This is a genomic window from uncultured Alistipes sp. (assembly GCF_902388705.1).
Classification (GTDB): domain Bacteria; phylum Bacteroidota; class Bacteroidia; order Bacteroidales; family Rikenellaceae; genus Alistipes.
Genome location: NZ_CABMQJ010000012.1, coordinates 21,594 through 45,762 on the forward strand (window position 1 = coordinate 21,594; position 24,169 = coordinate 45,762).

Annotated in this window: 18 protein-coding genes and 3 tRNA genes; 13 read left to right on the forward strand and 8 right to left on the reverse strand. The window is 57.3% G+C overall.

Going from position 1 to position 24,169, the window contains the following annotated elements:
* The first annotated feature begins 89 nt into the window (after positions 1-89).
* The 10 genes from tuf (at position 90) to rpoC (ending at position 12,714) form a co-directional block, all read left to right on the forward strand.
* Entirely contained in the window at positions 90-1,277 is a 1,188-nt protein-coding gene (gene tuf / locus QZT71_RS05540; protein ID WP_295913632.1) for an elongation factor Tu, read from the forward strand.
* 48 nt (positions 1,278-1,325) lie between these two features.
* Positions 1,326-1,399 (forward strand) — tRNA-Trp (locus QZT71_RS05545).
* Positions 1,400-1,418: 19 nt separating this feature from the next.
* Positions 1,419-1,616: a preprotein translocase subunit SecE gene (gene secE / locus QZT71_RS05550; RefSeq protein WP_295913634.1), complete on the forward strand. Its 198-nt coding sequence runs from the start codon at positions 1,419-1,421 to the stop codon at positions 1,614-1,616.
* A 14-nt stretch (positions 1,617-1,630) separates the two neighbouring features.
* Complete coding sequence (gene nusG / locus QZT71_RS05555) at positions 1,631-2,191, forward strand: transcription termination/antitermination protein NusG (protein ID WP_018696710.1); 561 nt, start codon at positions 1,631-1,633, stop codon at positions 2,189-2,191.
* A gap of 16 nt (positions 2,192-2,207) precedes the next feature.
* Positions 2,208-2,648 carry a 50S ribosomal protein L11 gene (gene rplK, locus QZT71_RS05560; protein WP_009596474.1) on the forward strand — a complete coding sequence of 147 codons (441 nt, stop codon included), beginning with the start codon at positions 2,208-2,210 and terminating at the stop codon, positions 2,646-2,648.
* 6 nt (positions 2,649-2,654) lie between these two features.
* A complete protein-coding gene (rplA, locus tag QZT71_RS05565; protein ID WP_295913644.1) occupies positions 2,655-3,353 on the forward strand; it encodes a 50S ribosomal protein L1 in 699 nt (232 codons plus the stop codon).
* Between the two features lie 17 nt (positions 3,354-3,370).
* Positions 3,371-3,895, forward strand: a complete 525-nt coding sequence (gene rplJ, locus QZT71_RS05570) for a 50S ribosomal protein L10 (RefSeq protein WP_295913647.1) — start codon at positions 3,371-3,373, stop codon at positions 3,893-3,895.
* Positions 3,896-3,937: 42 nt separating this feature from the next.
* Positions 3,938-4,315 (forward strand): 50S ribosomal protein L7/L12, encoded by a 378-nt coding sequence (gene rplL / locus QZT71_RS05575; RefSeq protein ID WP_295913650.1) that lies wholly within the window; start codon positions 3,938-3,940, stop codon positions 4,313-4,315.
* Between the two features lie 244 nt (positions 4,316-4,559).
* Positions 4,560-8,420 carry a DNA-directed RNA polymerase subunit beta gene (gene rpoB / locus QZT71_RS05580; RefSeq protein WP_295913653.1) on the forward strand — a complete coding sequence of 1,287 codons (3,861 nt, stop codon included), beginning with the start codon at positions 4,560-4,562 and terminating at the stop codon, positions 8,418-8,420.
* Between the two features lie 34 nt (positions 8,421-8,454).
* Positions 8,455-12,714, forward strand: a complete 4,260-nt coding sequence (rpoC, locus tag QZT71_RS05585) for a DNA-directed RNA polymerase subunit beta' (protein WP_295913655.1) — start codon at positions 8,455-8,457, stop codon at positions 12,712-12,714.
* A 274-nt stretch (positions 12,715-12,988) separates the two neighbouring features.
* On the opposite strand, the gene QZT71_RS05590 is transcribed toward rpoC, so the two are convergent.
* Positions 12,989-14,194 carry an L-serine ammonia-lyase, iron-sulfur-dependent, subunit alpha gene (locus QZT71_RS05590; protein ID WP_295913657.1) on the reverse strand — a complete coding sequence of 402 codons (1,206 nt, stop codon included), beginning with the start codon at positions 14,192-14,194 and terminating at the stop codon, positions 12,989-12,991.
* On the opposite strand from QZT71_RS05590, the gene QZT71_RS05595 reads away from it, so the two are divergent.
* Positions 14,181-14,783 (forward strand): hypothetical protein, encoded by a 603-nt coding sequence (locus tag QZT71_RS05595; RefSeq protein ID WP_295913659.1) that lies wholly within the window; start codon positions 14,181-14,183, stop codon positions 14,781-14,783. The genes QZT71_RS05590 and QZT71_RS05595 overlap by 14 nt on opposite strands.
* Before the next feature lie 80 nt (positions 14,784-14,863).
* Here QZT71_RS05595 and QZT71_RS05600 read toward each other — a convergent pair.
* The 4 genes from QZT71_RS05600 to QZT71_RS05615 form a co-directional block, all read right to left on the reverse strand.
* Positions 14,864-14,938: transfer RNA gene (locus tag QZT71_RS05600), tRNA-Arg, on the reverse strand.
* A gap of 64 nt (positions 14,939-15,002) precedes the next feature.
* Complete coding sequence (locus QZT71_RS05605) at positions 15,003-16,481, reverse strand: OmpP1/FadL family transporter (protein ID WP_295913661.1); 1,479 nt, start codon at positions 16,479-16,481, stop codon at positions 15,003-15,005.
* Positions 16,482-16,703: 222 nt separating this feature from the next.
* Positions 16,704-17,900, reverse strand: a complete 1,197-nt coding sequence (locus QZT71_RS05610; RefSeq protein WP_295913664.1) for a pyridoxal phosphate-dependent aminotransferase — start codon at positions 17,898-17,900, stop codon at positions 16,704-16,706.
* 27 nt (positions 17,901-17,927) lie between these two features.
* On the reverse strand, positions 17,928-18,188 hold the full coding sequence (locus QZT71_RS05615; protein ID WP_295913667.1) for an HU family DNA-binding protein: 261 nt from the start codon (positions 18,186-18,188) through the stop codon (positions 17,928-17,930).
* A 168-nt stretch (positions 18,189-18,356) separates the two neighbouring features.
* On the opposite strand from QZT71_RS05615, the gene QZT71_RS05620 reads away from it, so the two are divergent.
* Positions 18,357-18,444: transfer RNA gene (locus QZT71_RS05620), tRNA-Ser, on the forward strand.
* A 141-nt stretch (positions 18,445-18,585) separates the two neighbouring features.
* On the opposite strand, the gene QZT71_RS05625 is transcribed toward QZT71_RS05620, so the two are convergent.
* A complete protein-coding gene (locus tag QZT71_RS05625) occupies positions 18,586-20,568 on the reverse strand; it encodes a DEAD/DEAH box helicase (protein ID WP_295913670.1) in 1,983 nt (660 codons plus the stop codon).
* A gap of 302 nt (positions 20,569-20,870) precedes the next feature.
* Between QZT71_RS05625 and QZT71_RS05630 the strand changes: the two genes are divergently transcribed.
* Positions 20,871-21,740 (forward strand): SDR family oxidoreductase, encoded by an 870-nt coding sequence (locus tag QZT71_RS05630; protein WP_295913673.1) that lies wholly within the window; start codon positions 20,871-20,873, stop codon positions 21,738-21,740.
* 151 nt (positions 21,741-21,891) lie between these two features.
* On the opposite strand, the gene QZT71_RS05635 is transcribed toward QZT71_RS05630, so the two are convergent.
* Positions 21,892-22,968, reverse strand: coding sequence for a Gfo/Idh/MocA family oxidoreductase (locus tag QZT71_RS05635; RefSeq protein ID WP_295913696.1), 1,077 nt, complete (start codon positions 22,966-22,968; stop codon positions 21,892-21,894).
* 48 nt (positions 22,969-23,016) lie between these two features.
* The gene (locus tag QZT71_RS05640) at positions 23,017-24,168 is read right to left on the reverse strand and encodes a cytochrome d ubiquinol oxidase subunit II (protein WP_295913675.1); all 1,152 of its coding nucleotides are present in this window, start codon (positions 24,166-24,168) and stop codon (positions 23,017-23,019) included.
* Between the last annotated feature and the right edge of the window lies 1 nt (position 24,169).

A 24,169-nucleotide genomic window follows, 5' to 3' on the forward strand; every position in this document is an offset into this window, starting at 1 on the left:
GACAGGACGTTTGTGTCGCCCGCTCGTTCTGCGAAATGAATTTTAAAACTTTAAAGCAATTTTTAACAATACTTTAAATACTTAATACTATGGCAAAAGAAAAATTCGACCGTTCGAAACCGCATGTGAACATCGGTACCATCGGACACGTTGACCACGGTAAGACCACCCTTACCGCCGCTATCACGACCGTTCTGGCAAAGAAAGGTCTGTCGGAGCTCCGCTCGTTCGACTCCATCGACAACGCTCCCGAGGAGAAAGAGCGTGGTATCACGATCAACACCTCGCACGTTGAGTACCAGACGGCCAACCGCCACTATGCTCACGTGGACTGCCCGGGTCACGCCGACTATGTGAAGAACATGGTTACCGGTGCCGCTCAGATGGACGGTGCCATTCTGGTAGTTGCCGCAACGGACGGCCCGATGCCCCAGACCAACGAGCACGTGCTGCTCGCGCGTCAGGTGAACGTTCCCCGTATCGTTGTTTTCCTGAACAAGTGCGACATGGTGGACGACCCCGAAATGCTCGACCTTGTCGAGATGGAGGTTCGCGACCTGCTTTCGAAATACGAATACGACGGCGACAACGCTCCCGTTATCCGTGGTTCCGCACTCGGCGGCCTGAACGGCGAGCCGGCATGGGAGGAGAAGATCATGGAGCTGATGGACAATGTGGACAACTACATTCCGATTCCGCAGCGTGAGAACGAGAAGCCGTTCCTGATGCCTGTCGAGGACGTGTTCTCGATTACCGGCCGCGGTACCGTTGTTACGGGCCGTATCGAAACCGGTATCATCCACGTGGGCGATCCCGTTGAGATCGTAGGTCTTGAGGAGAAGACCCTCACTTCGACCTGTACGGGTGTCGAGATGTTCCGCAAGCTGCTCGACGAGGGCGAGGCCGGCGACAACGTAGGTCTGCTGCTCCGCGGTATCGACAAGAAAGAGGTTAAGCGCGGTATGGTAGTCGCTAAACCCGGTTCGATCACTCCGCACACCGAGTTCGAGGCCGAGGTCTACATCCTGAAGAAAGAAGAGGGTGGCCGCCACACGCCGTTCCACAACAACTATCGTCCCCAGTTCTACCTGCGTACGATGGACGTAACGGGTGAGGTTCACCTGCCCGCAGGCGTCGACATGGTTATGCCCGGCGACCACGTGACCATCACCGTGAAGCTGATCTACCCGGTAGCTATCAACGAAGGTCTGCGTTTCGCAATCCGCGAGGGTGGCCGTACGGTAGGTGCAGGTCAGATCCTGAAAATCGTGAAATAATTTTCACAACCCATAGAGAAGCGGTGTTCCGCACCGCTTCTCACTTTTAGGAGCATAGTTCAAGGGTAGAATAGCGGTCTCCAAAACCGTTGATGGGAGTTCGAATCTCTCTGCTCCTGCCAAGAGTAAAAGAAAAAAGTTATGTTCAATTACGTTAAAGAATCCTACAACGAACTTGTAAACAAGGTGACGTGGCCTACGTTCCCGCAGCTCCAGAGTTCTACGATCGTCGTGATGGTGGCTTCGGTCATCTTTGCCGTCGTCGTGCTGGCTATGGACTTGACGTTCGAGAACCTCATGGCACTCATTTACAAGACCCTGGGTAGTCTTGGCCGTTAATTGTTGCTGAAACGATGAGCGAGATTAAGAAACAGTGGTATGTCGTTCGTGCCATCGGTGGTAAGGAGAACAAGGTCAAGGAGTATATCGAGGCCGAGATTCGCCACAACCACCTGGAGGACTATATATCCCAGGTGCTGATTCCCACAGAGAAGGTTTATACCATCCGCAACGGTAAGAAGGTTTCCAAAGAGAAAGTTTCTTATCCGGGTTATGTGTTGGTAGAAGCCGCGTTTGTAGGTCAGATTCCGATTATAATTCGTAACACTCCCAATGTGCTGGGTTTCCTCGGCGATACCAAGGAAGACAGTCGCAAGATGAATGCCACGCCTCTGCGTCCACAGGAGGTAGCGCGCATCCTCGGCCGCGTCGACGAGATGAATGCCATGGAGGAGGAAAACGAAGTTCCATTCTTTGTCGGCGAGACCGTCAAGGTCACCGATGGCCCTTTCTCAAGCTTCCAGGGTACCATCGAAGCCGTCGACAACGAGCGCAAGAAACTCACGGTATCGGTGAAGATATTCGGGCGCAAAACTCCTATGGAGTTGGGTTTCACACAAGTAGAAAAAGAATAATTAACCAAGGAAAACTATGGCAAAAGAGGTTGCTGCATTTATTAAATTGCAGATCAAAGGTGGTGCCGCCAATCCTTCGCCCCCGGTTGGTCCCGCATTGGGTTCCAAGGGAGTCAATATCATGGACTTCTGTAAGCAGTTCAATGCGCGTACCCAGGACAAGGCAGGAAAAGTTCTTCCGGTCATCATCACGGTTTACAGCGACAAATCGTTTGATTTCGTTGTAAAACAGCCGCCTGTAGCTATTCAGCTCAAGGAAGCAGCCAAAGTGCAGAAAGGTTCCGCACAGCCTAACCGCGACAAAGTCGGTCAGGTGACGTGGGATCAGGTGCGCGAGATTGCCCAGGACAAAATGCCTGACATGAACTGCTTTACCCTGGAAGCTGCTATGCGTATGATTGCTGGTACCGCTCGCAGTATGGGTATCAACGTCGTCGGTGAATTTCCTAATATGTAATCGAAGATGAGTAAGTTGACAAAAAATCAAAAGATCGCCTACGCAAAGGTGGAAGCCAACAAGGCTTACAAGCTCTCGGAGGCTGCCGCTCTTCTGAAGGAAATTACGTTCACGAAATTCGACGCGTCGGTTGATATTGACGTACGCTTGGGTGTCGATCCCCGCAAAGCGAACCAGATGGTTCGCGGCGTGGTGACGCTCCCCCACGGTACGGGTAAGCAGGTGCGCGTGCTCGTGCTCTGCACCCCTGAAAAGGAGGCGGAAGCACAGGCTGCCGGCGCCGATTACGTAGGTCTGGACGAGTATGTTGACAAGATCAAGGCCGGCTGGACCGACGTTGACGTCATCATCTGTACGCCGAACGTGATGGGCAAGGTGGGTGCGCTGGGCCGTATTCTGGGTCCCCGCGGCCTGATGCCGAACCCCAAGACCGGTACGGTTACGATGGAGGTAGGCAAAGCCGTTCAGGAGGTGAAATCGGGTAAAATCGACTTCAAGGTCGACAAATTCGGTATCATCCACACTTCGGTAGGTAAGGTTTCGTTCTCGGCAGATCAGATCGTGGATAACGCGAAAGAGGTGCTGAACATGATCCTCAAACTGAAACCGGCTGCTGCGAAAGGTTCTTATGTGAAGAGTATTTATCTCTCGACCACGATGAGTCCCGGCTTGCAGATTGATTCCAAATCAGTAGAAACCAAATAAGAAGGAGGAGAGAAGAGATGACAAAGGAAGAAAAACTGGTTGTTATTAACACCATTGCCGAGCAGCTCCAGGCTTATCCTCACTTCTATATCGCCGACATCGAGGCGCTCAACGCCGAGCAGACCGCTGCCCTGCGCCGCAAGTGCTTCGAGAGCGACATCAAGCTGATCGTGGTGAAAAACACGCTGCTGTCGAAGGCGCTCGAGAAAGTCGAGAAGGCTGATGCTGAACTGGTAAAAGTATTGGAGGGTCCGACCTCGATTATGTTCGCAAACGTTGCAAAGGCTCCTGCGGTTCTGATCAAGGAATTCCGCAAGAAGTCCGACAAGCCTGTCCTGAAAGCGGCTTTCGCCGAGGGATGCGTTTACGTGGGCGACAATCAGCTGGACGCTCTGTGTAACATCAAGTCGAAGGAGGAGCTTATCGGCGACATCATCGCACTGCTCCAGTCTCCTGCGAAGAATGTTATTTCTGCATTGCAGGCTAATGCAGGCCAAAAGATTGCGGGCATCGTGAAGACGCTCGAATCGAGAAACAACTAATCACAACAAGAATTAAAAACAAAATTTAATAAGCTTACAACTATGGCAGACGTAAAGAAACTTGCTGAAGAACTGGTAAACCTCAAGGTTACCGAGGTAAACGAATTGGCTACCATCCTCAAAGAGGAGTATGGCATTGAACCGGCTGCTGCCGCTGTTGCCGTTGCAGCTCCCGCTGCCGGCGCAGGCGAGGCTGCTGCCGCCGAGAAGTCGACTTTCGACGTGATCCTGAAGAGCGCCGGCCAGGCTAAACTCCAGGTTATCAAAGTCGTTAAGGATATCGCCGGCCTTTCGCTGGGTGATGCCAAAGCGCTCGTTGACGGTGCTCCCAAGGCCGTTAAGGAGGGTGTTTCCAAAGAGGAGGCCGAGTCGGTTAAGGCTCAACTCGAGGAGGCTGGTGCTGAAGTTGAGCTTAAGTAGCATTGCTGCTTAAGTCGTTTCAGACGATTCAGGTATAGGGCTTACCGGCGTGTAAGCTCTATGCCTTTTCTTGGTCTAAAGACTGGAAGTGCCGAGCAGGAGCTGTGTCCACTCTTTGGAAGAAAGGATGCTCCCGGGGCGAAATACGCCTGCAAACGGGGGCATTGGCGGGATAATCAAATACCCAGCAACTCGGGGAGCGTAACCCACCAGAATTACACTTCAACATAATTTGGATTTTACGATGTCCACAGCAAAAACACAACAAAGAATTAGCTTTTCGACAGTCAGGAACCGGGTGCCTTATCCGGATCTGCTGGAGGTACAGCTTAAATCATTCCGGGACTTTTTCCAGATGGATACCACGGCCGAAAATCGTAAAAACGAGGGGCTGTACAAGGTATTTCAGGAGAATTTCCCCATTACGGATACCCGGAACAATTTCGTTCTGGAGTTCATCGACTACTATATCGACCCGCCGCGCTATTCGATCGAGGAGTGCCTCGAGCGCGGGCTTACGTACAGTGTCCCCCTGAAAGCAAAGCTCAAGCTTTACTGCACGGACGACGAGCACGAAGATTTCGGTGTTGTCGTCCAGGACGTGTACTTCGGTACGATTCCCTATATGACCGAACGGGGTACGTTCGTCATCAACGGTGCGGAGCGTGTCATCGTATCCCAGCTGCACCGTTCGCCGGGTGTGTTCTTCGGACAGAGCATGCACACCAACGGCACCAAACTCTATTCGGCGCGAATCATTCCTTTCAAGGGTTCGTGGATAGAGTTCGCTACGGACATCAACAACGTGATGTACGCTTACATCGACCGTAAGAAGAAGTTGCCCGTCACTACGCTGCTGCGCGCCATCGGTTACGAGGCCGACCAGCAGATTCTTGAGATTTTCGACCTGGCGGACGAGGTGAAAGTCACCAAGTCCAACCTGAAGAAAGCCGTGGGCCGCAAACTGGCCGCACGCGTGCTTTCGACGTGGGTGGAGGATTTCGTCGACGAGGATACGGGAGAGGTGGTTTCCATCGAGCGTAACAACGTAATCGTGGATCGTGAAACGGTCCTCGAGGAGGAGCATATCGACCAGATTATCGAGAGCGGTGCCAAGACGATTCTGCTGCACAAGGAGAACCTGTCGGGTGTCGATTTCTCGATTATTTACAATACCCTGCAGAAAGACCCCTGCAACTCCGAAAAGGAGGCTGTCGTATACATTTACAGGCAGTTGCGCGCTTCGGAGCCGCCCGATGAGGCTACGGCGCGCGACGTCATCGAGAAGCTGTTCTTCTCGGACAAGCGTTACGACTTGGGCGACGTAGGCCGCTACCGTATCAACAAGAAGCTGGATTTGGACATCGATCCGGCCATCCGCACGTTGACGCGCGAGGACATCATCGCCATTATCAAATACCTGATTCAGCTGATTAACTCGAAGGCAGACGTCGACGATATCGACCACCTGTCGAACCGTCGTGTCCGCACGGTGGGCGAGCAGCTGTCGAACCAGTTCTCGGTCGGTTTCGTGCGCATGGCGCGTACGATTCGCGAACGCATGAACGTGCGTGACAACGAGGTGTTTACACCGGTAGACCTGATTAACGCCAAGACGCTGTCGAGCGTAATCAATTCGTTCTTCGGTACTTCGCAGCTCTCGCAGTTCATGGACCAGATCAATCCGCTGGCCGAAATCACGCACAAACGCCGTCTGTCGGCCCTCGGCCCCGGCGGTCTGTCGCGCGACCGCGCCGGCTTCGAGGTGCGCGACGTGCACTACACGCACTACGGCCGCCTCTGCCCGATCGAGTCGCCGGAAGGCCCGAACATCGGTCTGATTTCGTCGCTGTGCGTTTATGCGAAGATTTCGCCGATGGGATTCATCGAAACCCCGTACCGCACGGTCGAAAACGGCAAAATCGACTTGAACAACGGGGATATCCGTTACTACTCGGCCGAAGAGGAGGAGGGCAAGATCGTGGCGCAGTCGAACATGCCGATCGACGACGCGGGCAACTTCCTGCAGCCCGACCGTATCAAGGCGCGCCAGGGTGCCGATTTCCCCGTGGTTACGGCGGACGAGGTGAACCTGATGGACGTGGCCCCGAACCAGATTGCCTCGATTGCGGCGAGCCTTATCCCGTTCCTCGAGCACGACGACGCCAACCGTGCGCTGATGGGCTCGAACATGATGCGCCAGGCCGTGCCCCTGGTGACTACGGACGCTCCTATCGTCGGCACGGGTATCGAGAAGGACATGATTTCCGACAGCCGCATCCAGATTGTGGCCGAGGGCGACGGCGAGGTCACTTTCGCCGACGCGACGAAGATACAAATCAAGTACGAGCGTACGGAGGACGAGGTACTCGCTTCGTTCGAGCCGGAAATTACGACCTACGAACTTCCGCGCTACCGCCGTACGAACCAGAATACCTCCATCACGCTGCGTCCCATCGTACTGACGGGCGACAAGGTCGTGAAAGGACAGATTATTACCGAGGGTTACTCGACGCAGAACGGTGAGCTGGCCCTCGGCCGCAACCTGAAGGTGGCGTTCATGCCCTGGAAAGGTTACAATTTCGAGGACGCCATCGTGATTTCGGAGCGCATCCAGCGTGAGGATATCTTCACGTCGGTGCACGTCGACGAGTACATCATGGAGGTGCGCGACACCAAGCGCGGTGTCGAGGAGCTGACCTCGGATATTCCGAACGTGAGCGAGGACGCTACCAAAGACCTCGATGCGAACGGTATCATCCGTATCGGCGCCAACGTACATCCGGGCGATATCCTGATCGGTAAAATCACCCCGAAAGGCGAGAGCGACCCCTCGCCCGAGGAGAAGTTGTTGCGTGCCATCTTCGGCGACAAGGCCGGCGACGTTAAGGACGCTTCGCTGAAAGCCCAGCCGTCGCTGCACGGCGTGGTCATCGACACGAAGTTGTACAGCCGCGCCAGCAAGGAGGGCAAGAAGGGCAAGAGCGCCGAGAAGGTGCAGCTCGAGAAACTCGACGAGAAGTTCGCAGCCGAGATTTCGGAGTTGACGAAGCGCCTGGTGGCCAAATTGTGGACGCTGCTCCAGGGCAAGTCCACAATCGGTATCACCGATTACTTCGGGGTGGAACTCTATTCCGCGGGTACGAAATTCTCGCAGAAGCTGCTCGAGGAGATCGCCCGCAAGTCGACGGACGAGAAGACCGGCGTGGTGATGGGGTACCTGAACCTCGGCTCGTGCAAATGGACGGGCGACGCGCATACCGATGCGCTCATTGAGGCTACCATTAACAACTATACCATCGAGTGGAAAAAGGCGGATGCCGCCATCAAGCGCGAGAAGTACAACATCACCAACGGCGATGAACTTCCGCAGACGGGCGTTATCCAGATGGCCAAGGTTTACATCGCCAAGAAGCGCAAGCTGAAGGTGGGTGACAAGATGGCCGGCCGCCACGGTAACAAGGGTATCGTTGCCCGTATCGTGCGCGACGAGGATATGCCGTTCCTCGAGGACGGAACCATCGTCGACATCTGCCTGAATCCGCTGGGTGTGCCTTCGCGAATGAACCTCGGCCAGATTTACGAAACCGTGCTCGGATGGGCCGGCCGTGAGCTGGGGCTGAAATTCGCAACGCCGATTTTTGACGGCGCTTCGCTCGACCAGATCAACGAGTACACGGCCAAAGCGGGGATTCCGCACAGCGGCCGCACGTACCTCTACGACGGAGGCACGGGCGAGATGTTCGACCAGCCGGCTACCGTGGGCGTGATTTACATGCTCAAGCTGGGCCACATGATCGACGACAAGATGCACGCCCGTTCGATCGGCCCCTACTCGCTCATCACGCAGCAGCCGCTCGGCGGTAAGGCCCAGTTCGGCGGCCAGCGTTTCGGTGAGATGGAGGTTTGGGCGCTCGAGGGTTTCGGCGCCGCGAACATCCTGCAGGAGATTCTGACCATCAAGTCCGACGACGTGATGGGCCGTGCCAAGGCTTACGAGGCGATCGTCAAGGGCGAGAACCTGCCCAAGCCGGGTATTCCCGAGGCCATGAACGTGCTGCTGCACGAGCTCCGCGGCCTGGCCCTGTCGGTCAAACTCGAGTAAGGTATATTTAGGATAAGAAAAACGAAGAACAAATATGTCAATTTCCAAAGACAATAAGACGAACAATGGTTACAGCCAGATTTCGATAGGCCTGGCCTCCCCCGAGGAGATCCTGGCCCAGTCGAGCGGCGAGGTGCTCAAGCCCGAAACCATTAACTATCGTACCTACAAGCCCGAGCGCGACGGTCTGTTCTGCGAGCGTATCTTCGGCCCTGTCAAGGACTACGAGTGCCATTGCGGTAAGTACAAGCGCATCCGCTACAAGGGTATCGTCTGCGACCGCTGCGGTGTGGAAGTGACCGAGAAGAAAGTGCGCCGCGAGCGCATGGGCCACATTTCGCTGGTCGTGCCGGTGGTTCACATCTGGTACTTCCGTTCGCTGCCTTCGAAAATCGGCTACCTGCTGGGTATCCCGTCGAAGAAGCTGGAGGCGATTATCTACTACGAACGTTACGTGGTTATCAACGCCGGTGTCGCTGCCGAGCAGGGCATCGAGCGTCTGGCCACGCTTTCGGAGAAGGAGTACCTCGACGTGCTGGCCGCGCTGCCGAAGGGCAACCAGGCCCTCGACGACAGCGATCCCAACAAGTTCGTCGCCCAGATGGGCGCCGAGGCCGTGTACACGCTGCTCAAGCAGGTGGACCTCGACACGATGTCCTACGCCCTGCGCCACAAGGCTTCGACCGAAACGTCGCAGCAGCGCAAGAGCGAGGCGCTCAAGTGCCTGAACGTCATCGAGTCGTTCCGCGCGTCGGAGGGCAAGAACAAGCCCGAGTGGATGGTGCTGAACGTCATTCCGGTGATTCCGCCCGAGCTGCGCCCGCTGGTGCCGCTGGACGGCGGACGTTTCGCCACGTCCGACCTGAACGACCTCTACCGTCGTGTCATCATCCGCAACAACCGCCTGAAACGCCTGATTGAAATCAAGGCTCCGGAGGTGATTCTGCGTAACGAGAAGCGTATGTTGCAGGAGGCTGTCGACTCGCTGTTCGACAACTCGCGCAAGAGCAATGCCGTGAAGAACGAGTCGAACCGACCGCTCAAGTCGCTGTCCGACTCGCTCAAGGGTAAGCAGGGCCGCTTCCGCCAGAACCTGCTGGGTAAGCGTGTCGACTACTCGGCCCGTTCGGTTATCGTCGTCGGACCCGAGCTGAAGATGCACGAGATGGGTATTCCGAAAGACATGGCGGCCGAGCTTTACAAGCCGTTCGTGATTCGCAAGCTCATCGAGCGCGGCATCGTCAAGACGGTGAAATCCGCCAAGAAAATCATCGACCGGAAAGACCCCGTTATCTGGGGCATTCTGGAGAATGTCATAAAGGGACACCCCGTACTGATGAACCGCGCCCCGACGCTGCACCGCCTCGGTATTCAGGCCTTCCAGCCCAAGCTGATCGAGGGTAAGGCAATGCAGCTCCATCCGCTGGCATGTACGGCATTCAACGCCGACTTCGACGGCGACCAGATGGCCGTGCACCTGCCCCTGGGCAATGCCGCCATCTTGGAGGCCCAGCTGCTGATGCTCGGTTCGCACAACGTGCTCAACCCGGCCAACGGCGCGCCTATCACCGTGCCGTCGCAGGACATGGTACTCGGCCTGTATTACATCACCAAACCCCGCAAGGGCGTGAAGGGCGACGGCCGCATATTCTACGGCCCCGAGGAGGCGATTATCGCCTACAACGAGCACCAGGCCGACCTGCATGCCATCGTGAAGTGCATGGTGGACGACATCGATGCGGACGGCAACCCGATTCGCGAACTGAAGGAAACGACCATCGGCCGTATCCTGTTCAACCAGGTGGTTCCCAAGGAGGTAGGTTATATCAACGAAATCCTGACGAAGCGTTCGCTGCGCGATATCATCGCCGTGGTGATGAAGAAGGCCGGTGCCGACAAGGTGGCCGCTTTCCTCGACGACATCAAGGATATGGGGTACCGGATGGCTTTCCGCGGAGGACTGTCGTTCAACCTCGACGCCGTGATTATCCCCGAGCAGAAAGAGAAACTCGTGCAGGAGGGCTACGAGCGTTCGGACTCCATCATGGAGGACTACAACATGGGTCTTATCACCAATAACGAGAGATACAACCAGATTATCGACGTCTGGACGAACATCAATACCAAGCTGACCAAGGCCGTGATCGATACGCTGATCAAGGACGACGACGGTTTCAACCCGGTATACATGATGCTCGATTCGGGCGCCCGTGGTTCGAAAGAGCAGATTCGCCAGTTGAGCGGTATGCGAGGTCTTATGGCCAAGCCGCAGAAGTCGGGCGTCGAGGGTGGCCAGCAGGTCATCGAGAACCCGATTCTCTCGAACTTCAAGGAGGGCCTTTCGGTGCTCGAGTACTTCATCTCTACGCACGGTGCCCGTAAGGGTCTTGCCGACACCGCACTGAAGACGGCCGACGCCGGTTACCTGACGCGCCGTCTGGTCGATGTCGCACAGGACGTGATTATCAACGAAGAGGACTGCGGCACGCTGCGCGGCCTGACGGCCACGGCCATCAAGCGAAACGACGACGTGGTGCAGACCCTTTACGACCGTATCCTGGGCCGTGTGGCCCTGAACGACGTGATTCACCCGCTCACGGGCGAGGTCATCTGCAAGGCCGGCGAGGAGATTACCGAGGCGATTGCCGAGGCAATCGAGAAGTCGCCGCTGGAGTCGGTGGAGATTCGCTCGGTGCTGACCTGCGAGGCGCGCCGCGGCGTCTGCGCGAAGTGCTACGGCCGCAACCTGGCTACGGCCCGCATGGTACAGAAAGGCGAGGTCGTCGGTGTGATTGCCGCACAGTCGATCGGCGAGCCCGGTACGCAGCTTACCCTCCGTACGTTCCACGTCGGTGGTGTGGCCGGTGGCTCGGCTGTCGAAACCAATGTCGTTTCGAAGTACGAAGGCCGTCTGGAAATCGACGAGTTGCGCACCGTCAAAGGCAAGAACGCCACGGGCGAGGCAATCGACATCGTCATTTCGCGCCAGTCGGAGTTCCGCATCGTCGATCCGAAGACCGAGATTGTCCTCTATACGCACAACCTGCCCTACGGCTCCACGCTCTTCATGGCGGACGGCGCCGAGGTCAAGAAAGGCGACCTGATATGCGAGTGGGATCCGTACAATGCCGTTATCATCTCCGAGTACGAGGGTAAGGCCGTTTATGACAGTGTCATCGAGGGTATTACCTACCGCGAGGAGCGTGACGAGCAGACGGGTCTTTCGGAGAAGGTCGTTATCGAGTCGAAAGACAAGACCAAGAACCCCGTCATTAAGATTGTCAACAAGGAGGGCGAGGAGGTCAAGCAGTACAACCTGCCCGTTTCGGCTCACGTCGTGGTGAAGGACAATGCCAAGATTAAGGCCGGCGATATCCTGATTAAAATCCCGCGTGCCGTCGGCAAGTCGGGCGGTGACATCACCGGCGGTCTGCCGCGCGTTACCGAGCTGTTCGAGGCCCGTAACCCGTCCAATCCGGCTATCGTGTCGGAGATCGACGGCGAGGTTTCGTTCGGCAAGATCAAGCGCGGTAACCGTGAAATCATCATCACCTCGAAGCAGGGCGACGTGAAACGTTACCTCGTGCCCCTGTCGCGCCAGATTATCGTGCAGGAGAACGACTACGTGAAGGCGGGCAACCCGCTGTCGGACGGTGCCATCACCCCGAGCGACATTCTCAACATCCTCGGCCCCACGAAAGTACAGGAGTACATCGTCAACGAGGTGCAGGAGGTATACCGCATGCAGGGTGTGAAGATCAACGACAAGCACTTCGAGGTCATCGTTCGCCAGATGATGAACAAGGTCAAAATCGAGGATCCGGGAGATACCCGCTTCTTCGAAGACCAGGTGGTCGACAAGTGGGAGTTCATGGATGTCAACGACGAGCTTTACGACAAGGTGGTCGTTACCGACGCAGGCGAGTCGACCTCGCTGCAGCCCGGCCAGATCGTTTCGCTGCGCAAGCTGCGCGACGAGAATTCGAGCCTCAAGCGCCGCGACATGAAACCCGTGCAGGTGCGCGACATCGTTCCCGCAACCTCGACGCAGGTGCTGCAGGGTATCACCCGTGCCGCTTTGCAGACTTCGAGCTTCATTTCGGCGGCTTCGTTCCAGGAAACCACCAAAGTGCTCAACGAAGCGGCTATCCAGGCCAAGGTCGATCCGCTGGAAAACCTCAAGGAGAACGTTATCTGCGGTCACCTGATTCCCGGCGGTACGGGCCTGCGCGATTACGACAACCTCGTGGTCGGTTCGAAAGCCGAGTTGGAGTCGCTCCAGCAGGCGCAGTAAACCGAAGTTACACACATACGATTCGAAAGAGGCCGTTCCCTGCGAACGGCCTCTTTTTTTGCCCGGCCGGGAGTTTCTCCATGCCTTTGCGCCGTCGCTATTTTAGAATTATGCGGAAATCGAGCCGGTTCGTGGTGCCGGCTATTGTATCGGCTGCACTTTTTTTCTGGCCGGATGCCTTATCGGTTCGGGCAACGGAAAATCACGTACTGCGAAGAGCGCAAATCCCGGAGCCATAGGCTCCGGGATTTGCGCTGTGGATAGCTGTGGCGGATTATTTCTTGCGTTCGTAACGCTTGGCAAGCCCTCCCTCCGACGTTTCGCGGTAAAGGCTCGGGAGGTTGTGCCCCGTTTCGTTCATCACCTCCACTACCTTGTCGTACGATACCAGGTGCGAGCCGTCGGAAAGCGTCGCGTAGATATTGGCGTCGAGGGCACGCGCCGCTGCAATGGCGTTGCGCTCGATGCAGGGCACCTGCACCAGTCCGCATACCGGGTCGCACGTAAGTCCCAGGTGGTGTTCGAGCCCCATCTCGGCGGCGTACTCGATTTGCGAGGGGGTGCCGCCGAAGAGCTGGCAGGCCGCAGCCGCGGCCATGGCGCATGCGACGCCCACCTCGCCCTGGCAGCCGACCTCGGCGCCCGAAATCGATGAGTTGGTTTTGGCCACGTTGCCGAACAATCCGGCTGTGGCGAGAGCCCGCAGGATGCGGATGCGCAGGAAGTCGCGCGAGGTCGCCAGGTGGTACAGCACGGCCGGCACGACGCCGCAGGAGCCGCATGTGGGGGCTGTCACGACGATGCCGCCCGAGGCATTCTCCTCCGAGGTGGCGAGCGCATAGGCGTATATCTTTGCGCGCGATTTGAGCGAATCGGCGTAGCTTTTCGACTTGACCCAGTAGGTCGAGGCCTTGCGGGCGACTTTGAGCCCTCCGGGCAGTACGCCGTCGTTGTTCAGGCCGCGCTGGATTGTTTCGCACATCACCGTCCATATTTCGTCGAGGTATTCCCATATTCCGGGGCCCTCGCAGTCGTTCACATATTCCCAATAGGTTTTGCCCTCGCGGTAGCACCACTCCTTGATTTCGGAGATTGTCGTCAGCGGGTAGATGCTGCTGGGCACTTCGAGCCTCGACGTTTCGTTGGCCAGCGCGCCGCCGCCGATGCTGTATATCGTCCAGCTGTCCGCGACCTTATTCCCCTTCAGTCCCTCGAAGAGCATGCCGTTGGGGTGGAAGGGCAGTACCGTTTCGGGCTTCCAGACGATTTCGGTCGGCGCTACGGGCTCCAGTACCGAGAGGATTGCCGTGTCGGTGAGGTGTCCTTTGCCCGTTGCCGCCAGCGAGCCGTAGAGCGTCACGCGGTAGGCGTCGACGTCGCGGCACCGTTCGGCGAAGCGTTCGGCGGCTTTCCGGGGCCCCATCGTGTGGCTGCTCGACGGGCCGGTGCCGATTTTATAGAGTTCCTTGAGCGATTCCATTTTTCAGTCGTATTTACGGGGCAAAGATAGGAAATCAATCCGAAAATCGCATGGGTTACCCAAAAACCGGAAAAATATATTAGTTTTGCAGGAGGAGGGGTTTTCCGGTGGCGAAAAGTCCGAATATCCGAAACTCACTCCGTACTTATTCCGGTTTTTCCTCCGAATTTTCAACAGGTTGACCCATATGGACAGGAAGTCGTGTTTTATCCTGCTGTTGTGCTTTGTGCTTTTCGGCGGCTTTTCGGCGGCGTGCGCAATGAAGCCCCGACGGGAGTATGTCAGGGCGCAGCGGGAGCTGCTGAAAGACTATTTTCTTTGTGTTTGTATCGGCGAAGGTTTTCGCGATTTGCGGATTTCGGAGCAGGATGTGTCACAGGCCGTCTATTTCGATACCGGCAGGTATGCGCCGGAAGCTTTCCGGGAAGTTGCCGGGTATGCGAAAAAATTCGTCGAAAGTATCGGGCCTACGGATGTCGAAGACCTCGGCCGGAAAAAAGCCGTTATCCTGAATTGTATCGATAAATACAAAAGCCGGGAAATCGACCGGTTTATCGAATCGATGGACCGGTATATGCTCGGTGATTGACCTTCGCGCACGGCCCGGGATGCGGGCGTATATTTATCAATAAAAACGTTGCAGATCTATCATCTGCAACGTTTTACGTTTGGTAGCCTCACCGCGACTCGAACGCGAATTTAGGGTTTAGGAAACCCTCGTTCTATCCCTTGAACTATGAGGCCGTATAAAATTGCGGTGCGTTCCGTTGTCGGAAACGCACCGCAAATATAGTAATTTTTCCCGGTTTTAGAAACTGAATCCTACGCCGATGGAAAAGACGTTGGCGTGGAGTTTATAATTGCCCGAGAAAACCTCCTCGAGGCTGCCGCTCGTATAGCCGTAAACGGGATAGGAACCGGTGCGCTCGGGGTCGGCCGACGACACGTAGCAGTAAGCCAGGTCGACGGACATGAATTTTGTGGGGCGCAGGCTGACGCCGGCGGTATAGGCCACTTTGGTCATCGACGGGGTTTCGGGATTGAGGTAGTCGCTGCTTACGGGGCTTTCGTCGACGTACATACCCATGCGGGCCGTGATGAAGTCGGTCGCGCGGTACTGCGCTCCGAAGCGGAACGCCAGTGTGTTCGAGTAATTCTTCACCGAATAGATGGGTTTGATGCCCAGTTCCTTTTCATTGAACTCGACGTTCAGGGCTTTGTAGGCCGACCATCCGCTCCATTGCAGGTCGACGGCCAACTCCCACTTCACGGCCGGGCGGAACGATACGCCCCACGTAACGGTCGTCGGCAGGGGCAGTTCGGCGTTGAACGTGCCTTTGTCGAGGCCCGGGATCAGTTCGGTGCCCGGGGAGAGCTGACCGAGCTGCGCGATGAGTGCCGCAGCCTTCGGGTCGATGTTCATCGTTGCGTGTCCTTTGCCTACTTTCATGTTCAGGCGCGAACGGTAGGTCATGGCCAGCGACCACTCGTCGGTGATGTCCCACAGGAAGCCGGCGTTTACACCGATGGCGACGTCGGCGTTGCCTTCGAGTTTGGCCGACACAATCGACTTGTCCATGGTGCTGTCGAGGTAGCCTTTGGCGCCCTGCAGCATCTGGAGCTGCGCGATGGCCTGCTGTTTTTGCTCACCGTCGGGAAGCATGGCAATGGCGCCTTCCAGTTTGGTGATGTTGGGGTCGATCATGCCTGCGATGAGCCCGCGTCGTGTGGTGGGCGAGAGCAGCGAACGCGACAGGTCGAAATTACCCCACGAAACCATCAGGCCCGCGCCAATCGAGAGGCGGTCGCAGATTTTGTACGACACGGTGGGCTGGATGGTGAACGCCGAGAGGTTGATCTCCTGCACGAGGTGTGCGCCCGACCAGTTGTCGCCCCAGTTCATCGAAGAGCCGTAGGGGGTATAGAAGCCCAGGCCGACGGCCAGTTTGTCGGTGGGTTTATAGTTGAAATAGAGGTGGAGCGGAGTCGAAAGTTTGTTGTCGGATTTTTCGATCGGCCCGCTTGTGTAATTGTTCTCCAGCGTGGGGAGCGATTGGTAACGCACGTTCGAAAGGATGCCCGTGGCGCCGACCGAAATGTCGAACCGGGACGTCTGGTATGCCGTGGCGGCCGGGTTGAAGAATATCGATTCCGAATTGAGCTTCATGGCCGTACCCACGTGTCCCATACCGGTCTGCTTGGCCGACATGTTGTTCACCTGATAACCCTCGGCGTATGCTCCCGAAGCGATGGCAGCGGCGGCCAGAAGTAGGAAAAGTTTTTTCATAACGTATTGGTTTGGTTAATACTTGTCTGCACCCGCAGGGCGCAAAAAATCGAGGGCAAAAGTATAAAAACTATCCACGTCGGCCAAACTTTTTGGCCTAAAATTCCCTAAAATTGTACTGAATGGTATAGGTTTGGCCGAAAGGGTGGGTGCGGCGTAAGCGATGTCCATAAAAAAGGTGCGGCATTTTCCGTGCCGCACCCGTATCGGATTCCAGAGCGTTTATTTCCGTTTGTTGTAGGCTTCGAGCGCCTTGCCCAGTATGAGCAGCGAGCGTTCGAGGTCCTCTTTCTTGAGCACGTAGGCGATGCGGACTTCGTTGCGGCCGCATGCCGGATCGGAGTAGAAGCCCGAAGCGGGGGCGAGCATCACCGTTTCGCCCTCGTATTCGAAATCCGAGAGGCACCATGCGCAGAAATCGTCGCTGTCCTCCACCGGCAGCCGCGCCACGGTGTAGAAGGCGCCCATCGGAATGGGCGAATAGACGCCCGGAATGCGGTTCAGTCCGTCGATCAGGCATTTGCGCCGCTCGATGTATTCCTCGTATACCTCCGTGGAGTAGGAGCGGGGAGCGTCGATCGAGGCTTCGGCGACAATCTGCCCGATGAGCGGGGGCGAAAGTCGCGCCTGGCAGAATTTCATCACGGCGTTGCGGAGCGTCCGGTTCTTGGTGATGAGCGCCCCGATGCGGATGCCGCACTCGGAGTAACGCTTCGACACCGAATCAATCAGCACCACGTTCTGCTCGATGCCCTCGAGGTGGCAGGCCGAAATATAGGGCGAGCCGGTGTAGATGAACTCCCGGTATACCTCGTCGGAGAAGAGGAACAGGTCGTATTTTTTGACCAAGTCGCGGATGCGGTTCATCTCTTTGCGCGTATAGAGGTAACCCGTGGGGTTGTTGGGGTTGCAAATCAGGATGCCGCGCGTCCGGTCGTTGATGAGTTTCTCGAACTCCGCCACGTCGGGCAGTGCGAATCCCTGTTCGATAGACGACACCACGGGCCGGATAACGGCTCCCGCCGAGATGGCGAACGCCATGTAGTTGGCGTAGGCCGGCTCGGGAACGATGATTTCGTCGCCGGGGTTCAGGCACGACATAAAGGCGAACAGCACCGCTTCGGAGCCGCCCGTGGTGACGATGATGTCGTCCGGCGAGAGTTTAATCTGGAACTGCTCGTAGTAGCCGACCAGCTTTTCGCGGAGCGAGCGGTAACCGTCGCTCGGACTGTATTCCAATACTTTGCGGTCGATTTTTTTGAGCGCGTCGAGGCCGTTTTTCGGCGACGGCAGGTCGGGCTGTCCGATGTTGAGGTGGTATATTTTCGTACCCCGGGCCCGTGCGGCTTCCGCCAGCGGAACGAGTTTGCGTATCGGGGAAGCCGGCATCTGCTCGGCGCGTTGTGAAATTTCTGGCATGTGTGAGAATGTGTTTGAATGACGCAGTTACTCGAGTTCGACGGTGGGCCGGAATTTGACGGCCTTGCGGGGCGGGATTTTCACGGGAGCCCCCGTGCGGGGATTGCGGCCCATGCGTGCCGGTTTGTGCTGCACGCTGAATGTCCCGAGGCCCGTCAGGGTAAGGCGCTCTTCTTCGCGAAGAGCCTGTACGGTCATCCGGATGATGGAGTCGACTGCTTTGCGCGCGTCGACTTTCGAGATGTTCGCGTCGAGGGCGACTGCCTCGACCAACTGCGCTTTGTTCATGTCGTATGTTGTGAAAAGTTGCGTCCTTACCTAACTTGTTGACAAAGATATGCAATTTTCCTAAAAGTCAAAAATAATCTATCCGAATCGGAACTTTACCGCCGTCCGCAGGGAAATAATCGGGATGAAGATTTGGCAGAATGGAAAATCCGTGCTACTTTTGCCTCCGGAAAGATGGCAGAGTGGTCGATTGCGGCGGTCTTGAAAACCGTTGAGCTGCGAGGCTCCGGGGGTTCGAATCCCTCTCTTTCCGCCAGAAGGACAATATCCGGGTTGCAAACGAAAGGTTGCAGTCCGGATTTTTTTCGCCCCTCCCCGCGTGCCTGAAACCAAAAAAGACCCGAAGCCGGGCCTTTTTTGGTGCGTATATTTTTCCCTGACGGGATTTTTCCGGAGGCTATTTCCGCTTCTTGCCTTTCGCGGCGATGCGCTGGGCGGCCGTGACTGTCTTTTTCGGGGTTTTGCGGACGCTTTTGGCGGTTTTGCCTTTGCCTTTCCCCTTGCCGTTTTCGTCGCGGCCCCATTTCTCGCCGTCGTCGAATTTCATGAACGCCGACCAGTCGAATCCCTCGTTGGACATCTTGCTGAAATCGGGGATTTCATCCTGTGCGTCGGCTTTGGCCCGGGTTTTCGGCTTGCTGCGCGGTGCGGCGGATTCGTCGGTGTCGGCAGGGAACGCCTGCTTCGGGGCTGACGGCTTCTCCTTGCGCACCGGCTTTGGGGGCGCGGGGGCGTAGGTTTGCCCGCCGGTTTGGTAGTCCGTGCTTTTCGTACGCCGGGGTTGGCGTGCCGGGGCTTCCTGCTCTCCGTCGCGGGCGATTTCGGCCATGGGCCGCTGTCCCCGGTTCAGCCGGTTGAGCTTGCGGACAATCTCTTCGGCGTCGCGGAAAGGAACGCTCACGAACGAGAAGTTGTCTGAGATACGCACGTCGTCGATTTGTTTGTCGCGCAGGCCGCACTTGAATTTGAGCATGTCGACCAGTTTGCGTGCCGTGTAGCCGTCGCGCTTGCCCACGGCAAGGAACAGCCGCGCCGTACCTTTGCGGTCGACCGAAAACGACCTGATTTCGGGATAGCTGCTCTGGTCGAGTTCGCCGCGGAACGCCAGGCGCAGCAGGGCGCCGAGCGCCACGTCGGGCGTGTATTCCGACAGGAGCTCTTCGGCGAACGTTTTGTAGTCGTCGTAGCTTTCGTTTTCGACGATCTCCTGCATGTCCTCCCTGATTTTCAGCCGTTTCATCTCTACGATGTCCTGCGGCGAGGGGAGGGTTTCGCGTTTGATCTCGACTTTGATGTCGCGCATCAGGTTGTTCAGTCCCCGGAATTCCGAAGGCGATACGAACGTGATGGCCGTGCCCTGCTTGCCGGCGCGGCCCGTACGGCCGATGCGGTGTACGTAACTTTCGGAATCCTGCGGCAGCGAGTAGTTGATTACGTGGGTCAGGCTGCCCACGTCGATACCCCGCGCGGCCACGTCGGTGGCTACCAGTATATTGATGCTCTTGTCGCGGAATTTGCGGAGTATTTTCTCACGCTGCGCCTGCGATACGTCGCCGTGCAGCACCTCGGAGGCATAGCCGCGTGCGGCGAGGCGCGAGGCGGTTTCGTCGGCTCCGATTTTGGTGCGGGCGAAGATGATGCCGTAGAACTCCGGCTCGACGTCGATGATACGTGTCAGGGCGTCGAACTTGTCGGCCTCGCGCACCTCGAAATAGATTTGTTCCGTGAGGTCGGCCGTGATTTGCTTGTGCTCGACGCGCACGATTTCTGTGTCGCGCATATAGGTTTTCGAGAGGCGGATGATGCGTTCGGGCATCGTCGCCGAGAAGAGCAGTACGCGCCGCTCGTCGCTCGTGTGGCTCATAATCTCTTCGACATCCTCCACGAAGCCCATGTTGAGCATTTCGTCGGCTTCGTCCAGTACGAGGTAGCGGACGTTCGCGAGTTTCATCGTGCCGCGGCGGATGTGGTCGAGTACGCGGCCGGGCGTACCGACGACGATGTCGACCCCTTTGGCGAGGCGCCGCAGCTGTTCGCTCATCGCGGCGCCGCCGTAAATGGCGGTAATCGAGAGCCGTTTTTCGCGGTTGTAGGAGAGCAACTCTTCGGCGGCCTGCAGCGCCAGTTCGCGCGTCGGTACGAGGATGATGGCCTGTACGGGGCCGTGCGCCGGTTCGAGCGACTGGAGTATCGGCAGGCCGTAGGCTGCGGTTTTACCCGTGCCGGTCTGCGATTGGGCGATGATGTCGTTGGTTTTGGTGAGCAGGTGGGGGATGGTGAGCTTCTGGATTGCGGTGGGCATCTCGAATCCCTTGGCCCGGACTGCAGCGAGCATTTGCTCGGAGAGCCCAAGGGCACTGAAATCGTCTGTAATAGTCATGTGTCTGTTTTAATCGGGGACAAAGGTACGATAAATTGGCGGATAAATGTGCAAACGGCGAAAAAGCTGCAATTTACGTGTCGTTTTTTTTGAAAACGGGAGGTGCGGCGTCGGCAGCCCGCATGCGGGAATACCTGTTTTCCCCGGTGCAGGAATTCTGGTCTGCCGGGAGCCTGCGGTGCGGGGTTGGAGCCCCTCCGGCCGTGGCCGCCGCCGGCGTGGGCGGATGTGTTTTCGGGCGGTTCGGTGCTCGAATTCAAATATTTTTGTTACATTTGCCCGAATTTTTAATCTAAAATAGGATGGCATACAATTTATTGAAAGGTAAGAAGGGCCTGATTTTCGGAGCACTCAACGAGCAGTCGATCGCATGGAAAGTGGCGGAACGCGCCGTCGAGGAGGGAGCCGAAATCGTCCTCACGAATACTGCCGTATCTATTCGCATGGGTACAATCGGCCAGTTGGCTGAAAAATGCAATACGATTGTCGTTCCGGCCGACGCCACGAGCGTCGAAGATCTGGAAAACCTGATCGACAAGACGATGGAGCACTTCGGGGGCAAGTTCGACTTCATGCTCCACTCAATCGGCATGTCGCCCAACGTCCGCAAGGGGCGTACGTACGACGATTTGGATTACGATTACCTCTCCAAGACGCTCGATATTTCGGCGATTTCGTTCCACAAGGCGATTCAGGTGGCGCGCCGCAAGGACGCTATCAACGACTGGGGCTCGATTGTGGCGCTCTCGTACATCGCCGCGCAGCGCACGCTCTACGGCTACAACGACATGGCCGACGCCAAGGCGCTGCTGGAGTCGATAGCCCGCAGTTTCGGCTATATCTACGGCCGCGAGAAGCATGTCCGCATCAATACCGTGTCGCAGTCGCCGACGCCGACAACGGCAGGCAGCGGCGTGCTGGGGCTGGGCGATTTGATGGAGTTTGCCGAGAACATGTCGCCGCTGGGCAACGCTTCGGCGAACGACTGCGCGGACTATGTGCTGACGCTCTTTTCCGATCTCACGCGCAAGGTTACGATGCAGAACCTCTATCATGACGGCGGTTTCTCGTCGATGGGTATGAGCCGCCGTGCGATGAAGACCTACGAGAAGGGCCTGCGTTTCGACGACGTGCAGCAGAACAAGTATCCGTTCGGGACACCGGAGGAATAGCTTCCGGAAGATGTGCCCTTCCCCCAGGGCGGTAAGGCCTGCGGGAAAACCTCTCGGGGCCGGCAGGGTGAATATCCCTCTGCCGGCCCCGAGTAATTTTCGGATGGGAGGCCGGTCCCTCCCCGGTGACGGAGCCCGGTCGCATGTGTTCTTATTCTGCCGGCTGCGGCCGGTCGGCATGCAGCGGGGAGCCCCCTGCGTTCTGTTTGGCGGCTTCGAGTATCTCGACGACGGTCACGTTGTTCTCAAGTGCCGACAGGTCGTACGGGGACATCGTTATTTCACCGCGGATCAGGGCTGCGAAGTAACGGAACGAATCGTCGCAGGGGGCCTGCAGCCGTGGCGGGGCCAGGGTCGTTTCCTTGCCGCCGGTGTACACGCGCATGGAGGTCGGGGTGTCCTGGTAGATATATCCGCGGCTGCCGTAGATGTGCATGTCTTTGCGGTTCATCGGCCAGTTCCACGATGCCATTATCTGTACGGTAGCCGTCGGATATTCGAGCACAATCGTGGCGTCGTCGTCCACTTTGGGGTAGATATGCGGTTTCTGCTGTTTGAGCACGCCGGTGACTTTCAGCGGTTTTTCGCCGAGGAACATCTTCGTGGCGAGGTTCGCTCCGTAGCATCCGAAATCCGTGACTGCGCCGCCGCCGTTCAGTTCGGGGTCGGTCAGCCATGCCAGGAACTCGGGTCCGCATCCGATTTCCACCGGCCCCTGATGTCCGTCGAAGATATTCATCCGGGTGATTTCACCTATTTCGCCCGTGCGGACGAGCCGGAATGCCTCCTCGTTGGTGGCGTACCACGTGGTTTCGTAGTTCGTCATCACGATAATGCCGTGGCGGCGGGCCAGGTCGGCGATGCGGTGCGCATGCGCGACACTGACAGCCAGCGGTTTTTCGACCATTACGTGGATACCCCGCGGTGCGCATGCTTCCACCACCCGCAGGTGGTCGTACACCGGCCCGAATGCCACTACGGCTTCGGGTTTCGTCGCGTCGAGCATGCTGTCGAGGTCGGCATGGAACAGCGCTCCGTCGACCTTGTCGTGCAGACGGGTGGCGGCACGGAGGCTGTCGTTTGCTTCCCATACGCCCACGACCGTGAAATCCCCGCGGTGGGCTTTGCTTATCACTTCGTAGATATGTCCGTGCGACACGCCGGCGACACCTATGCGGAGCGGTTCGGCGGCCCGGAGGGCGAACGGCGCGCACAGGGCCGCCGCCATTATCAGAACTTTGGTTTTCATTCGGATGAATCGGTGTTTCGGTGCAAATCAGTATTGGTGATCGTCGCCGCGTATCTCTTCGCGGGTGATGGATTTGCGGTTCATCGCCCGCCATGCGTACCAGATATAGGCCGCGACAAAGGGAATCATCAGCGAAACGATACTCATCGCCTTGAGCGTGAAGAGGCTCGACGAGGAGTTGTAAATCGTCAGCGACGACTGCATGTCAGCCAGCGAGGGGTAATAGGCCGTGTCGTTCCACCCGGCGCAGAGCAGCAGCGCCAGCACCGTCAGCACCGTGCCTGCGCCGCCGAACCAGATGGCGTTGCGCCTGCCGCGCCATCCCAGGAAGATGCTCCACAGCACAGCTCCCACGCCGATGAGCAGCACGGCCGCCACATAGGGCATTGCGAGCAGGTTGTGCAGGTATTTGTAGGACTCGATGGAAATCCGGCCTGCCGTGTCGACCGCCCGGCCGTCGGAAAAGAGCAGCCACACGAAGAACGTCAGGAAAAATACGAGGAACGGGACGGCGAATATGGCCATGCGTTTGCGTGCGCGTTCATGGATGGTCTTGTCGTCGATATTGTTCATGAAATACTGGCAGGCGAGCGTCATGGCGAGGAACAGCACGGCCAGTCCCAGCGCTACGTTGCGCAGGTCGCCGAGCGCCTCCAATCCGTGCCACGGGGTCGTCCACTGCGAGATGACCGTCGCGCTGCCGCTGCCCGCGCCGTTGGCCAGGTTGAGGCGGTCGACCGTGAAGTTGGCACCCGTGAAGAGCGTGCCGACGGCCGTGCCCAGCAGCAGCGGGCCTGCGATGCCGTTGATTATCAGGAATACGTTGAAGGTTTTTTCGCCGAAGACGTTGCCTGCCTTGCGGCGGAACTGGTAGGCTACGGGCTGGATGACGAAACTCAACAGAATCGCCATCCATACGTAGTATGCGCCGCCGAACGAAGTCGAGTAGAACAGCGGGAAGGACGCGAAGAACGCGCCGCCGAAGGTCACGAGCGTCGTGAAGGTGAACTCCCATTTGCGGCCCAGCGAGTTGACGAGCATGTTACGCTCCTCTTCGGTCTTGCCGATGCCGTAGAGTATCCCTTGTCCGCCCTGCACGAAGAGCAGGAATACCAGCAAGGCCCCCAGCAGGGAGATAATAAGCCACCAATAGTGTTGCAAAAGTATCAGGGTATCCATA